This window comes from Pseudomonas sp. PB103, from assembly GCF_009764635.1.
Classification (GTDB): domain Bacteria; phylum Pseudomonadota; class Gammaproteobacteria; order Pseudomonadales; family Pseudomonadaceae; genus Aquipseudomonas.
Genome location: NZ_RWIL01000061.1, coordinates 44,656 through 58,682, shown reverse-complemented (window position 1 = coordinate 58,682; position 14,027 = coordinate 44,656). Strand labels below are relative to the sequence as shown.

Sequence of the window (14,027 nt, the reverse complement as noted above, 5' to 3'; positions counted from 1 at the left end):
GAACCGCCACTTCTACTGACGGCTCCCAAGTCAATCAGAACGCCGGCACCACATCACCGTGATAACGCTCGAGAATGAACTGCTTCACCTGCGGCGAATTGAGCAGTGCACCCAGCTTCTGTACCGCCGGGTCGTTGGCCTTGTCGCGACGCACGTACAGGTAATTGGCGTACGGCGACTCCGAGCTTTCGATGAACAGCGCGTCTTTGTGCGGCACCAGTTTGGCTTCCAGGGCGTAGTTGGCGTTGATCAGGGCCAGATCAACCTGATTCAACACACGCGGCAGCATGGCCGCTTCCAGTTCCTGGAACTTCAGATGTTTGGGATTGCTAACGATGTCCAGACGCGTGGCCATGATGTTGTCGGGATCTTTGAGTGTGATCAGGCCTTGCTTGGCGATCAGCAGCAGCGCTCGACCGGAGTTGGTCGGGTCGTTGGGAATGGCAATGGTCGCGCCATCCTTGAGTTCACTGATGTTTTTGATCTTCTTCGAGTAGGCGCCAAACGGTTCGATGTGCACGGCGACGACAGGTACTTGATCGCTGCTCGGGCGGTCTTTTTTGTAGGCCTCGTAATAGGGCTTGCTTTGGAAGTAGTTGGCGTCGAGCAAGCCTTCATCGGTCTGCCGGTCTGGCTGAATGTAATCAGAGAAGACTTTGACCTCCAGCGTCACCCCCTCTTTGGCCAGTTCAGGCTTCAAGAATTCCAGAATCTCGGCATGGGGCACAGGCACCACGGCGATTTTCAGGGTTTCGGCGTAGGCATTGCCCATGGCGGCGACCAGCAGTGCAACGGAGAGCGCGACGCGTTTCACGATAGTGTTCCTTCGAAGCGTTTGAGGGAGAAAGAGGACAGATCCAGGTCGGTCGAGCCGCGTATGCACCATTGTGCGAACGCCTCGCCGAGTGCTGCGGAATGTTTGAAGCCATGTCCGGAGCAGGCCGAGACGAACAGGGTGTGCTGCAGCGACGGATGTTCGTCGATGATGAAATGGCGATCCGGTGTCACGGTGTAGGCGCAGACGGCGGACTTGACGACTGTCGAGGTCACGCCGGCGATGCGGTTGTGTACCTGGTGCTCGTACATGTCCTGCGCTTCAGTTGCTGAAACCGTGCGGTCGATGGCCTGCGGCGCCGATGCGGTGTGGTACTGCGCGGTGGCGATTTTCATACTGCCTTCGCCGGATAAAGCGGGAAATCCGTAGTTGATTTTGTCGTCACCACGGCCGTGAGTAAGGATGTACGTCGGCGAGTGGCCCACCAGTCCGGCGTCTTCCTCCAGTTCGAACCAGAACAGTTTTTGCCGGTAGACACTCAGCAGATTTTCATAAGGTTCACCGAGCCATTCGCCGTTCCAGTTGCCCGCGCTGATCACCAGTTTGTTGGCAAACAGGGTGCGGCGGTCGGTGGTGACGGTGACACCCTCCTCGCTCGAAGTGATGCCGGTGACGGTCTCGCCTTTATACAGCGCCGCCCCGTGTTGCTCGGCGAGTTTGAGCTGCACATCGATGCAGCGCTCCGGGCGCACGAAGCCGCCACCCGGCTCGAAATAACCGATGGCCGAGTCGTGCGCGTGGGCGAATTGCGGGAAGCGCTGGCGAATCTGTTCGGCGGACAAGACTTCGTGCTCGATGCCGTAGGTTTGCGCTAGGCCGATGGTGCGCAAGGTGAAGTCGGTCTGATCTTCAGGATCGAACTCGGCACTCGAAGTCAGCACCAGCAGCCCCGATTGTTCGAAAAGCGACTCGCCCGACAGTGCCTCCAGCTCACGCCAGATGCGATGAGAATTGCGCACGATCGGCACATATTGCGCGCCCTCACCGACCGAAAGTCGGGTTATGCGCGTATCACCGTGGCTGGAACCGAGGTTATGCGGCGGGTGATGACGATCAATACCGACGACGTTAACCCCCGCTTTCGCCAACTGATAAACCGTGGCAGCGCCCATCGCGCCCAAGCCTAAAACCAGCACATCACATCGCTCGGACATAAATAGCCACCTATCAAAAAGGCGCCAGTTGAGCGGTAAAACACCGCGAATTCCAAGATTAAAAAAGCATATCCATATAGCTCGATGCGTCTGCTGACCGCCCTGTATCGGGCTATTGGGCGCTTATTCGTCGCATTTACAACCCGGCGCAAATGATTTAAGCCTGAAGGCGCGACAGTCTATATCTGTCACAAATCACAATAAATATTACAGAACAGTGATTTTTGTGTGCATTTCGACAGACTTTTCCACATTTGAGCCACCTCGGGCGCGAGTCAAAAGCGCGAACTACGCTTCACGTTGAAATTTGTGATTTAACTAGGTAGTTACCTAACTATATAATGCGCGCCTCATTTCAACGGGACACTCAACGTGAAGCAGAGTCAAAGCCTCTCGGGCATATCAAAATTCATTCTGGTCGGGCTGGGCGTCGTCATCGTCCTGCTCGGCTTGGCGCTGGCTGCGGGCGGCGTGAAGTTGGTCAGCCTGGGAGGTTCGTGGTACTTCCTGGTGGGTGGCCTGGTCATGGCCGTTGCCGGTCTGTTGATCGCGCGTTTCAAGCCGGCCGGTGCGTGGTTGTTCGCCGCGTTCCTGGTGGGCACCGCAATCTGGGCAGTGAGCGATGCTGGCCTGGTGTTCTGGCCGGTGTTCTCGCGCCTGTTCATGTTCAGCGTGATCGGCCTGGTCGTGGCGCTGGTCTATCCGCTCCTCAAGCGTGCCAACGGTGGCGTCGCGGGCCGCGGCGCTTATGCCGTGGCGGCGGTGCTGGCGGTCGGCGTGGTTGTGGCGGCCGGCAATATGTTCGTCGCCCACCCGACCGTTGCCGCAACCGGCACCGGCCCGGGCCTGACTCCGGTCGAGCCGGACAAAGCGCAAAAAGACTGGGCGCACTACGGTAATACCGAAGGTGGCAGCCGCTTCGCCGCGCTGGACCAGATCAATCGCAACAACGTCGACAAGTTGAAAGTCGCGTGGACCTACCACACCGGTGATATCGCCGAGAGCGATGGCAACGGCGCCGAAGACCAACTGACGCCGCTGCAAATCGGCAACAAAGTCTTCATCTGCACCCCGCACAACAACCTGATCGCGCTCGATGCCGACACCGGTAAAGAGCTGTGGAAGACCGCGATCAACGCACAGTCGAAAGTCTGGCAGCGCTGCCGTGGCATGGCGTATTTCGACGCCACCGCCGCCATTGCTCAGCCGTCCAACTCGAGCATCATCGAAGCCAAACCTGCGCCGGCAGCCAATTGCCAGCGCCGTCTGCTGACCAACACCATCGATGCGCGCCTGATCGCGGTCGATGCGGACACCGGCGAGTTCTGCCAGGGTTTCGGCAACAACGGCCAAGTGGATCTGAAGGCCGGTCTGGGTGATGTGCCGGACAGTTACTATCAGTTGTCCTCCGCGCCATTGATGGCTGGCACCACCGTGGTGGTTGGCGGTCGCGTGGCTGACAACGTGCAAGCAGACATGCCGGGCGGCGTGATCCGTGGTTTCGACGTGATCACTGGCGCCATGCGCTGGGCGTTCGACCCGGGCAATCCGCAGGATAAAAAGGCTCCGGCCGACGGCAGCACCTACGTGCGCAGCACACCGAACAGCTGGGCGCCGATGTCTTATGACCCGGCCACCAACACGGTATTCCTGCCGATGGGCAGTTCGTCGACCGACATCTATGGTGTCGAACGCAGCAAACTGGATCACACCTACGGTGCTTCGATCCTTGCTTTGGACGCGACCACGGGCGCAGAACGCTGGGTGTTCCAGACCGTGCACAACGATCTCTGGGACTTCGACCTGCCGATGCAGCCGAGCCTGATCGACTTCACCAAGGACGGCAAAACCGTACCGGCCGTGGTCATCGGCACCAAGGCCGGGCAGATCTACGTGCTCGACCGTGCCACCGGCAAACCGCTGACCGACGTTAAAGAAGTCCCGGTCAAAGCAGCGAACATCCCGAACGAACCGTACTCCCCTACCCAGCCGAAATCGGTGGGCATGCCAGAAATCGGTGCTCAGCACTTGACCGAATCGGACATGTGGGGCGCCACGCCGTACGACCAGTTGCTCTGCCGTATCGACTTCAAAGGCATGCGCTACGACGGCCTGTACACCGCGCCGGGCACTGACAAATCGCTGAGCTTCCCGGGTTCGCTGGGCGGCATGAACTGGGGCAGCATTTCGACTGACCCAGTGCACGGCTTCATCTTCGTCAACGACATGCGCCTGGGTCTGTGGATTCAGATGATCCCGTCGCAGAACAAAGGCCAGGCGGCTGGCGGTGGCGAAGCGCTGAACACTGGTATGGGCGCCGTTCCGCTGAAAGGCACGCCGTACGCCGTGAACAAGAACCGCTTCCTGTCGGTGGCCGGCATTCCTTGCCAGGCGCCGCCGTTCGGCACGCTGACCGCGATCGACATGAAGACCCAGAAAGTCGCCTGGCAGGTTCCGGTCGGTACCGTTGAAGACACCGGTCCACTGGGCATCCGCATGCACTTGCCGATCAAGATCGGTCTGCCAACCCTCGGCGGCACCCTGTCGACCCAAGGTGGTTTGATCTTCATCGCCGGCACCCAGGACTTCTACCTGCGCGCGTTCAACAGCGGCAACGGTGAAGAAGTCTGGAAATCGCGTCTGCCGGTTGGCAGCCAGGGCGGACCGATGACTTACGTTTCGCCGAAAACCGGCAAGCAGTACATCGTCATCACCGCCGGCGGTGCGCGTCAGTCGACCGATCGTGGCGACTACGTCATGGCTTACGCTCTGCCGTAACCCCCAGCGTCCACGTTAAACGCGGACGCTTTTTTTGAGCGCGGCACCTTCGGGTGCCGCGCTGCTTTTCCCCTATTGCTCAAGTTTTCTGCAGGAAGATTTACATGCTATCGGCTGTTGGTTTTTCCCGTTCCGACCTGTTCAAAGGCCTGTTGCTGGGCGTCGCGTGCACCACTGCCCTCCCCGCGCTGGCCGACAACGATTCCGATCTGTTGACCCGCAGCACCCTCACCGGTGACTGGGGTGGCTTGCGTCACCAGATGGACGAAGAAGGCGTCAAGTTCACCGGCGACTACAGCGGCGAAACCGCCTATAACGCTGACGGCGGCCTGCATCGTTCGGCGCGTTACTCGCAGAACATCAAGCTCGGCGTGCAGTTTGATCTGAGCAAACTGTACGGCGTCGACAACGCCGGCAAAGTCCAGTTGACCATCAACGACCGTCGCGGCAACAGCGCCTCGGAAGACCTCGTCGGCAACCGTCTGCCGATCCAGGAAAACTACGGCGGCCTGTACACGCGCCTGACCGAATTGAGCTACGAGCGCAGCCTGTTCACTCCTGCGCTCAACGTGAAGCTTGGTTACATGGCCATGGGCAACGACCTCGGCGGCCTCGACAGCGGCATCCTCTGCAACTTCATGAACGCCGGTTTCTGCGGTCACCCGCTGAACATGTCCGGCGGCAGCGGCTGGACCAACTATCCCAACGCGCATTTGGGCGTGCGGGTCAAATATGACCTGTCGCCGTCGTGGCAGCTGCGCGTGGCGGCGTTCAACGTCGACCCGGAAAGTAACGGCAACTCCAGCCGAGCCTGGCATCTTGGCCCGAAACACACTACCGGCACCGTGGTGCCGATCGAGCTGGTGTACAAGCACGCCGGTGAGCTGCCGGGCGAATACAAGGCCGGCTATTACTACGACAGCTCCGACGTGAAACGCATTGGCAGCAGCAAAGAAGTGTCCGGTCGCGGCGGTCATTACCTGCTGGTCGATCAAGCCGTGTGGCGCTCGGAGTCGTCCGAAGGCCGCAGCCTGCACGCGTTCGGTCAATACTCGGCGGCCAGCGAAGCGGCCTCGCCGTTCAGCAAGTGGTACGGCACCGGCGTGGTTCTGTACAAACCGTTCGAAGGTCGCCCGCGTGACACCGTCGCCTTGGGCTACGGCCGTGCCGTGCCGAACCCGCGCAGCCGCGATGTGCTGCAAGACGCTGCGCTGAACAATGGCACCGCGTTCCCGAACCTGGACAGCGCTGAGCAATTGATCGAGCTGGGCTACGGTTATCAAGCCACCCCGTGGCTGACCCTGCGCCCGAACATGCAATACATCATCGAGCCGGGCGCGTTCTCCGGGCAGGACATCGACAATGCGTTGGTGTTTGGTCTGCAGGTGAAAGCGTCGCTCTGACCGAATGTGCGGGGATAGCAGGCAATAAAAACCCGGCGTAAATGCCGGGTTTTTTATTGCCTTGCAATTATCTCTACTGCGGATGTTCGCTTGCGACCGAGTTGGCCGCGTCCACGTCGCTCATGTCTTCATCGACCGACGCCTCGTCGTCCGCCGGCAGCGGCACCTCAGCTTCATCGCGTCGCGGATCATGCCCGGTCTCATTGTCCGTGGTGCGCGTGACTTGCTGCTGAGACTGGTTGCCCGGCGCTTTCTCATCAATGTCCATGCTGGCTCTCCTGCTGATGCACGGAAATTCCGCGCTTGAACGTCAGAGACTCTCCACCACCGCGAGTGCCCGCCACTGGACGAATGGCACGCCGCCAAGTCGGTGACGCCCGATTTCGAGTGGCCAGGCCGACAGCTACCTTTCCTCCTTTGCATGGAACCCTGAGTGATCTCAGTTCTCTATCGCAAAACCATCAGAGGAATTCACCATGATTGCCCCTGCAACCGGTATGAAACCGGGTGAGCGTTATTGCATTGAAAGCGTAGAGCGCGCGCCTCAATTCCCCGGCTTTTTCCTCGACGGAAAATACTACCTGGGCCCTGAACTGCAGACCGCAGTCGGCTGGCTCGAAGGCCAGAATTTCTTGTATGACCAGCTCGATCCCGCCGGCGAACCGGTTTACCCCGACAGAATCGTTGGCACGATCACCGCGCTGACACTGGAGTTGAGCGATGGTCTGCGTCTGAGCATCGAGGAGTTGCCGTATCAGGCGCAAAGCGTCAGCTCATTACCGCCGCTTGTCGAATCGACCTCTGCAGCCCGGCGACTGGCGATGCCTGACCAGCTCAGCAGTACTGGCCCGCGTCAGCCGATGCAACCTTCTGCATTACTGGTTGCAGGTGCAGCAACGCTCGTAGGCCTCTGCCTGTTGGCGATCAATCGTGCTCGCGGTCGCGCCAGATAAACAGCGCTCGAGGTCGACGGAGGCCCAGTCATGCTCAAGCAGATCGGTAACACGCTCATCCAGCGTGACCATCGCGCGCGCTGCCATTGCGGCGCCGTCGTCCTCGAGATTCACTTGCCCGACGGCCTGCCCACGCCCCATCGCTGCGACTGTTCGTTCTGCAAACGTCGAGGGGCGATCGTCGCGGCGGTACCAGCGGCTGACCTGAGGGTGATCCGCGGTGAGTCGGCGTTATTGAAATACAGCTTTGGCCAGCGAGTGGCCGAACATTTTTTCTGCGGCAACTGCGGCATCTACACCCATCACCGCCGCAGCAGCAATCCGCATGAATTCGCTTTCAATGTCGGCTGTCTTGAAGGCATCAATCCTTATGATCTGGGTGAGGTGCCCGTAGCGGATGGCGGGCCCTGGCAGTCACCCTGAGCGCGCAGCGCGCATTCGGCGACAAAAAAACCGGCGCAAGGCCGGTTTTTTTGTACGTGATCATCAGGCCTGATCCAAGGCCTCCACCACGCCCTGATCCTCGCCGAGGAACCCGCCGCTCTGATGCTGCCAAAGCCGCGCATACACGCCGTTCAGTTCCAGCAGTTCGCTGTGGGTGCCCTGTTCGATGATGCGCCCTTCGTCCATGACGATCAGCCGGTCCATCGCTGCAATCGTCGACAAGCGGTGAGCAATCGCGATCACGGTCTTGCCTTGCATCATGTCATCGAGGCTTTCCTGAATCGCCACCTCGACTTCCGAATCCAGCGCGCTGGTGGCTTCGTCGAGCAACAGGATGGGCGCGTTCTTGAGCATCACTCGCGCAATCGCGACACGCTGACGCTGGCCGCCCGACAACTTGATCCCGCGTTCACCGACCAGCGTGTCGTAGCCGGTATGGCCCTGACGATCACTCAATTGACTGATGAATTCATCGGCCTGGGCGCTGGCCGCCGCGCTGCGAATCTGCGCGTCGGTGGCATCGGGCCTGCCGTAAGCAATGTTGTCGCGAATCGAACGGTGCAGCAGCGAAGTATCCTGCGTGACCATGCCGATGCAGCTGCGCAAGCTGTCTTGCGTCACGTGCGCGATGTTCTGGCCATCGATGCGAATCTCCCCGCGATCAATGTCGTAAAAGCGCAGCAACAAGTTGATCAAGGTCGATTTGCCGGCGCCAGAACGGCCCACCAGGCCAATTTTTTCACCCGGACGGATACTCAAGCTCAGGCCATCAAGCACCTGACGTTCGCCGTTGTAGTTGAAGCTGACGTTGTCGAAAGTCACCGCGCCGCCGGAAGTCTTCAGTACGCCGGCATCCGGCGCGTCTTGCACCTTGGTGCCCTGGGTCAGCGTTGCCATACCATCGTGCAAAGTGCCGATGCTTTCGAACAGCGAGGTCATCTGCCACATGATCCAGTTCGACATGCCATTGATGCGCAACGCCATGGCAGTGATCGCCGCCACCGCACCGGCGCCGACCTCACCCTGATGCCACAGCCACAGCGCATAACCGCCCGCCGACATGATCAATGCAACCACTAACGCCTGATTGACGATCTCGAACAGGCTGACCAGACGCATCTGGCGAAAACCGGTCAGCTTGAAATCTTCCATCGCCGCCCGTGCGAAATGCGCTTCGCGATTGGAGTGCGAGAACAGTTTCACTGTAGTGATGTTGGTGTACGCATCGGAGATGCGCCCGGTCATCATCGACCGCGCATTGGCCTGCTCCTGCCCCACTTTGCCCAGACGCGGCACGAAGTACCACATGGCCAGGCCGAACAGCATGACCCAGGCGAGGAACGGCAGCATCAGCTTCAGCGCAAAACCGCCGGCCAACGCGATGATCGCAATGAAATACACACCGATCCCCGGCAGGATCTCGATCATCGTGAACAACACATCGCGCACCGCCAGCGCCGTCTGCATCACTTTGGTGGTGACCCGACCGGAGAACTCATCGGAGAAAAACGAAAGGCTTTGCCGCAGCATCAGCCGATGGAAATCCCAACGCAGGCGCAGCGGCAAGTTAATCGCCAGAATCTGGTGTTGCACCATCGTGCGCAACGCCACCAGCCCGACACTGAGCACCATGACGATGCCCATACCCCACAACACCCGACTCTCCTGCGCCGCCGCTTCGCCGCCGGCCTGCCAGGTCGAGAGCAGATCGACGACTTGGCCGAGGAAGGAAAACAGCCACGCTTCATAAATCGATACAGCGGCACTGAGCAGCGCCAGCGCAAGGATGTAACCGCGCGCACCACGGGTGCAAGCCCAGAGGAACCGCGCCAGGCCGGTGGGCGGTGGCGGTACCTCGTCAGGAGGAAAAGGGTCGAGCCTTCGTTCAAACACACGAAGCATGGTGATCTCCAAAACTTTCAAGTAAGGGGATTCTGCCATTGATCGGTGGCTTGGAGGTCTTTGTGAAAAAGTGTGTGCTCGATGGAACGGCTTTTCGCCCTCAGCGAATCGCTTGACGCATTTTGCTGAACGACCTTGCCGGCGTCGGGCTCAACGCCGCTGGCGTATGCCAAGGGATAGCGTTCCAGGCACAGCTGCCGGGCGTCAGCAACTGGCGCAGATGCTGCTCGTGGAACGCCTCGCCCAGCGAGTCGACGCGAAATGCCGCCACCCACTGCTCGCGCCCCTGCTGATAGGCTTTGCCAAAATCTTCCCAACTGTCGAAACAGTCCTGCGCACGCTGCGCATTGAGCAGCAACACACGCCAGGCGACACCGGGTTCGAGCCAGTGCATCAACAGTGCGCAACGGACTAGAAACGCCACCCGCACACAAGCAAAGGCCATGGCCGCGCGCGGCTCATCGTCGGCTTTCAGCGCTTGCAGGTCGAGGCTGAACCATTGCCGCTCAAGGGTTGCACTGAAATGCGCCCGCACCGCCTCGTCATCGCAATGGCTGCGTATCCCGCCCTGGTGCAGCAACGCTGCCCGCAGGATCTTCTGCGCCTGCTCGTTGAAGTGATCACACGCCGGCGAATAGAAACCCTCGACGCCCATCGCATCGGCCATAGGTTTGGCCAGCAGCAGCGACCAGTGCTTGCGTGGGCTGAACAACGGCGCACGGCGGGGCTTGAATGCTTGCCACAACAACCAGACTGAAACAACCACTGCAATCAATAAAAACATGCCGTTCCCCTCACCTTGCCCGAGCCTGCCAGGTCTGGATTTCCTCGGCCGTGGCCGGCGCCATGTCCGGCCACGGCACGCCTTCGGTCAGGCACAGCGGCTCACTGGCCTGACGCTCAATGCGCTTGCTGAAAATATGTCGGATGGCGTATTTGACCGACACCGCTTGCGGGGCAACCTGCAAAAATTGCTGCGGCTGTCGCCCGGCCACCAGCCATTCGACCATCGCCGACGGCGCATCAAGGCGCTCGTACAATTGCGGATACCGCGCCACCAGACGAGTCTGCGCGGTCGGGTCGCTGACGTCTTCGATGCGCAGCCAACCGGCTTCAGTGCGCACGATACCGATGGCGATGCAGTCGGCGGGCGTTTGCTGGTCGGTGTGCAAGGCGTTCAGGCACTGCAGCAGGTCTTGGTAGTAGCGTTCAACCGGTGGCCGGTTCTGTTTGCCTTTGACCTGCTCGACCGTCAAGGTGCCGTCGGCCTGGACGATCAGGCTGATGGTGATGTGGGGTTGGCCCTGGGCATCGCGAAAACTGAACACGCGCATGCGCTGCTGCTCCACCGCTTCGGCATAGCGCTCGCCGTAACCGCCGGTCAAGGCGCGGCGATCAGCGAACTGGCCCAGGCAGTGGCGCATCACATAACTTTCAAAGGCCATTTCCGCGCGCAGGCAATCACTTTCGGGACGCAGTTCGTGCAAGACGTGCTCAGCAGTGGTCAGCCGCACAAGCAAGGCTTCGGGACGGCTCTTACACCAGCCCTGCTCGACCCGCGCCGCCATCTGCGCGTGTTCCTTTTGCCACAGCGCCAGCGCTTGTGGGCAATTGATGCGTTCAAGCTTGTCGGCCAGCGCCGTGCCCTGGCGTGAGGTCAGAAACTCCACCAGCAACGCTTCCTCGGCCAGCAGTGGCGCCTGCTGCGGATCGACCCAGACCAGCGGCGCCAGCGTCTGCTGCGACGCTTTGCCGGCGTCGTGCAAATGCCTTTCCACCCAGGCTGGCGGCTCGCTGCCCAATGCCTCGGCCGCCTCTACCCGCGTGGTGATCCGCCGCGCAGGTTCGAAGTTGCCGACCAGATGACGGTAGAAATGGTTGAGCAACCATTTGCTGATTTCTGGCGCATCGCCGCGAGCATGGCTGCGCTCAGCAATGCCGCGTTTGAGTTGATCGGCATTGAGTGCGTTGCGCGGGGCGTAACCGGACTGGCGCGGTGGCGAGGCTCCGTCCACCGTTACTTCCATATCTGCCACCAGGCCTTGGCGGCCGGTTTTGCAGACGCCTGCAATTCGGCGATCCACTGGTGGAACAGCTCATTGTTGCCCTGATCAACCGGGTTGTTCGGATCACTGCGCAGGATCGAGCGATGGTAATAGGCCACGGCTTCTTCGTTGCGGCCGAGCCCCTTGAGCACATCACCGGCGCAGCCCAGCAGGGACGGTTCGGCGCTTTCGTCGATGATCGGCGCGTAACGCAGCCACAGGCTGGTGGCTGCTTCCGGCAGCGTGTAGGAGAGGTACATGGCGATTTTCATGCGTGCGAACAGCGGCGAGTATTCCAGCTCCTTGTCGCTGATTTCGCACTCTTCCTGCCATTTGAGAAGACGTTCCAGCCAGATCAGAATCTCGCGTTCACGGTCCAGTCGGTACAGCGCGCGGGTAACGTCCTGGATATATTCTTCCGGGTCGTGGCGGCTGTAACCATGGTCGGCTGCGTAGTGCCAGAGCTGTTCGGCCGCTTCGGCGATGCCTTGGTCGTCCTTTATCTTGATGCGATTTTCCAGGATGCCCTGATAGTGTTCGGCGAACGGGCTGGCGGCGATGCCGCGAGCATGCAATTCAAGGGCCCGGCCCATGAGCTTGTCGTTGTAGCAGCGGTAATTGAACGCCAGGTTGGCGCACAGCATTGAGTACAGGTGTGCGCAGGCGTCAAAACGGTGACCGCGGCCGCTGGTGATGCATTGCTCCATACGGGCCTGGCCGTGTTCGTAGGCAACCTTCTGTACTTCGCGCAACTGCCACCAGATCGGTTCGGCTTGCTCTTCCGAGAGCGGCTCGACATGGGTTTCGACCAGTCCCGAAAGGTTGGTCGCAAACTGGTAGTAGTACATACCGCTGGCCAATGGCGGCAAGGGTTGGCGCAGGGCATCAGCGATCCCAAACACACTGGCATGGGCACTGAACAAGGCGAAGTTGCTGCGATTGTCCTGCAGGTTGCCGGCCGAGACGGCTTCACGCAGCATTGCCAGTTGGGTGTTGGCGTCGATGCGCCCGGCCTGGCCTTCACGCACCGCCACCAGGCGGTTGATCCACGGATGATCCGGCGCGCGACGTCGCGCCTCCGCCAGAGCCTGGGCGAAGACGTTGTCGATTTGCTCCAGGTCATCGCGCGCGGCCTGCAGTGCATCGAGCAGCGCCCCTTGAGACGGCGTCGACTCATCTCGCCATGGCAAGCCGGAAAGGAACCGTTCCAGCACCGCTTGATCGTCACAGGCACGCATTACACACAGCGGCCACCACACGGACGCGTCTGCAGCATTGAGCAGACGTTCGTTGACCCAATAGGCCGTGCCCGGCCACATGTGAGCGCGCACTTCATAGATTTCCTCGAAGGCACGTTGCCCCGCCTCGTCGACCTGGCCGTTCTCCAGCAACCACGGCAAATGGTAATCGACGAAGTTGTCAGCGCCGCCCGAATCCAGGCTCAGGGTCGCCACGTCACAGACTTTCAATGCACCCGCGAGGTCGCCCTGGGCCTTCAGTGAACGGGCGGCGAGACGCGCCAGGCGCACTTCCCATTCCCGGCGCTGAGGCAGCGACAAATCGGCGGTCAACTGCATCACCGGTTGTTCGAACAGAGCCAGGCGCAACGGCACGATTTCGATCAGCGCATCGCCCAGCCATAGCCAGTCGTCAGCGTCGATATCCTGATCGTTGCCGGCCGTGCGAAATGCATCAATCGCCGCCAGTGCGGCTTCGCGCGCTGCTTCGTCACGTTCATGGGCGGCCAGCACCTGGGCCCGGCGCCTGTGTTGATCGGCATCGTCCCAAGCGCGCAAAGCGTGCCGATCAGGGTTGATCAGGGCCAGGCTGTGACGCACCTCGATGGCCTTGACGGCGATGTCGAAAGTGGCGTGTTGCAGGTCGTCGAAAATGCGGTAGCGCCGGTACTGTTCAACGTCGAACGGCAGCGACTCGTGGGTCAATTGCTGCAGGGTGTCGAGCGCCAGCAGCACGCCTTGCTCGTCTTTGAGGTAGTTGCCGAGCCGCAGTTGGAAAATCAGCAGATTGACCTTGAGTTCGTTGCGCGCATCGCCCGGCGTCGCCGCGATCAGTGCCTGGCCATCGTCGGTCAGTACTGCCTTGGCCGCATCAGCATCACCGGCGTTGACCCAAAGCACGTAAAGACGGCCAATCGACTCCAGCGAGACAGCCTTGAGCGGCTGGGCGCGCAGTTGGCCCAGCAGATAATCGGCACCGTGTTCCTGATGCTCGACCTCAAGACGATCCATGAATTGATCCAGCGCAATACCGGACAGCACGGTGCTGTTTTGCGTCATTGTGAACTCCATTTGCGAATGACTGTGCATCGCCCGATGCATCCTGCGTCGGCGCCCTCAAGTGGGGCAGCGGGTACTCGTGTGCGTGTGCCTTGGGCAGGCAACGGATGACGAAAGGGATCGGGCAATACAGCGAGGCCGCGCACGCTACCAGTTGGCGTTTGAAAAACCAAGAGTGTGGGTGGGGCAAAACAAGCCATTCAGTATTTCTAAAGA

11 protein-coding genes are annotated in these 14,027 nt (G+C 60.4%); 4 read left to right on the top strand and 7 right to left on the bottom strand.

Translation table 11 applies throughout. From position 1 onward, the window contains the following. Positions 1–34: 34 nt before the first annotated feature. Entirely contained in the window at positions 35–814 is a 780-nt protein-coding gene (locus EJA70_RS12470) for a MetQ/NlpA family ABC transporter substrate-binding protein (RefSeq protein ID WP_158831011.1), read from the bottom strand. Next, positions 811–1,989: an N-methyl-L-tryptophan oxidase gene (solA, locus tag EJA70_RS12465; protein WP_158831009.1), complete on the bottom strand. Its 1,179-nt coding sequence runs from the start codon at positions 1,987–1,989 to the stop codon at positions 811–813. Before solA ends, EJA70_RS12470 begins: the two co-directional genes overlap by 4 nt. A 372-nt stretch (positions 1,990–2,361) precedes the next feature. On the opposite strand from solA, the gene EJA70_RS12460 reads away from it, so the two are divergent. Continuing rightward, positions 2,362–4,767, top strand: a complete 2,406-nt coding sequence (locus tag EJA70_RS12460; protein ID WP_158831007.1) for a glucose/quinate/shikimate family membrane-bound PQQ-dependent dehydrogenase — start codon at positions 2,362–2,364, stop codon at positions 4,765–4,767. Between the two features lie 104 nt (positions 4,768–4,871). Further along, complete coding sequence (locus EJA70_RS12455) at positions 4,872–6,170, top strand: carbohydrate porin (protein WP_158831005.1); 1,299 nt, start codon at positions 4,872–4,874, stop codon at positions 6,168–6,170. Positions 6,171–6,243: 73 nt separating this feature from the next. On the opposite strand, the gene EJA70_RS12450 is transcribed toward EJA70_RS12455, so the two are convergent. Beyond that, positions 6,244–6,438, bottom strand: a complete 195-nt coding sequence (locus EJA70_RS12450) for a hypothetical protein (protein ID WP_158831003.1) — start codon at positions 6,436–6,438, stop codon at positions 6,244–6,246. A 208-nt stretch (positions 6,439–6,646) separates the two neighbouring features. On the opposite strand from EJA70_RS12450, the gene EJA70_RS12445 reads away from it, so the two are divergent. Next, positions 6,647–7,123, top strand: coding sequence for a short chain dehydrogenase (locus EJA70_RS12445; protein ID WP_158831001.1), 477 nt, complete (start codon positions 6,647–6,649; stop codon positions 7,121–7,123). Positions 7,124–7,153: 30 nt separating this feature from the next. Beyond that, the gene (locus EJA70_RS12440) at positions 7,154–7,546 is read left to right on the top strand and encodes a GFA family protein (protein ID WP_158830999.1); all 393 of its coding nucleotides are present in this window, start codon (positions 7,154–7,156) and stop codon (positions 7,544–7,546) included. A 63-nt stretch (positions 7,547–7,609) separates the two neighbouring features. On the opposite strand, the gene EJA70_RS12435 is transcribed toward EJA70_RS12440, so the two are convergent. The 4 genes from EJA70_RS12435 to EJA70_RS12420 all read right to left on the bottom strand — a co-directional run bounded on the left by EJA70_RS12435 (position 7,610) and on the right by EJA70_RS12420 (position 13,811). Next, the gene (locus EJA70_RS12435; RefSeq protein ID WP_158830997.1) at positions 7,610–9,469 is read right to left on the bottom strand and encodes an ABC transporter ATP-binding protein; all 1,860 of its coding nucleotides are present in this window, start codon (positions 9,467–9,469) and stop codon (positions 7,610–7,612) included. Positions 9,470–9,569: 100 nt separating this feature from the next. Further along, positions 9,570–10,253: a DUF1266 domain-containing protein gene (locus EJA70_RS12430; protein WP_158830995.1), complete on the bottom strand. Its 684-nt coding sequence runs from the start codon at positions 10,251–10,253 to the stop codon at positions 9,570–9,572. A 10-nt stretch (positions 10,254–10,263) separates the two neighbouring features. Next, complete coding sequence (locus tag EJA70_RS12425) at positions 10,264–11,496, bottom strand: hypothetical protein (RefSeq protein WP_158830993.1); 1,233 nt, start codon at positions 11,494–11,496, stop codon at positions 10,264–10,266. Next, on the bottom strand, positions 11,487–13,811 hold the full coding sequence (locus EJA70_RS12420; RefSeq protein WP_158830991.1) for a hypothetical protein: 2,325 nt from the start codon (positions 13,809–13,811) through the stop codon (positions 11,487–11,489). The genes EJA70_RS12425 and EJA70_RS12420 overlap by 10 nt, the downstream gene beginning before the upstream one ends. Between the last annotated feature and the right edge of the window lie 216 nt (positions 13,812–14,027).

What these genes read in the sequence shown, in the direction of transcription:
- EJA70_RS12425 (WP_158830993.1), bottom strand. Translation starts at nt 11,496, where the DNA reads ATGGAAGTAACGGTGGACGGAGCCTCGCCACCGCGCCAGTCCGGTTAC.
- EJA70_RS12440 (WP_158830999.1), top strand. Translation starts at nt 7,154, where the DNA reads ATGCTCAAGCAGATCGGTAACACGCTCATCCAGCGTGACCATCGCGCG.
- EJA70_RS12420 (WP_158830991.1), bottom strand. Translation starts at nt 13,811, where the DNA reads ATGACGCAAAACAGCACCGTGCTGTCCGGTATTGCGCTGGATCAATTC.
- EJA70_RS12450 (WP_158831003.1), bottom strand. Translation starts at nt 6,438, where the DNA reads ATGGACATTGATGAGAAAGCGCCGGGCAACCAGTCTCAGCAGCAAGTC.
- EJA70_RS12455 (WP_158831005.1), top strand. Translation starts at nt 4,872, where the DNA reads ATGCTATCGGCTGTTGGTTTTTCCCGTTCCGACCTGTTCAAAGGCCTG.
- EJA70_RS12430 (WP_158830995.1), bottom strand. Translation starts at nt 10,253, where the DNA reads ATGTTTTTATTGATTGCAGTGGTTGTTTCAGTCTGGTTGTTGTGGCAA.
- EJA70_RS12445 (WP_158831001.1), top strand. Translation starts at nt 6,647, where the DNA reads ATGATTGCCCCTGCAACCGGTATGAAACCGGGTGAGCGTTATTGCATT.
- EJA70_RS12435 (WP_158830997.1), bottom strand. Translation starts at nt 9,469, where the DNA reads ATGCTTCGTGTGTTTGAACGAAGGCTCGACCCTTTTCCTCCTGACGAG.
- solA (WP_158831009.1), bottom strand. Translation starts at nt 1,989, where the DNA reads ATGTCCGAGCGATGTGATGTGCTGGTTTTAGGCTTGGGCGCGATGGGC.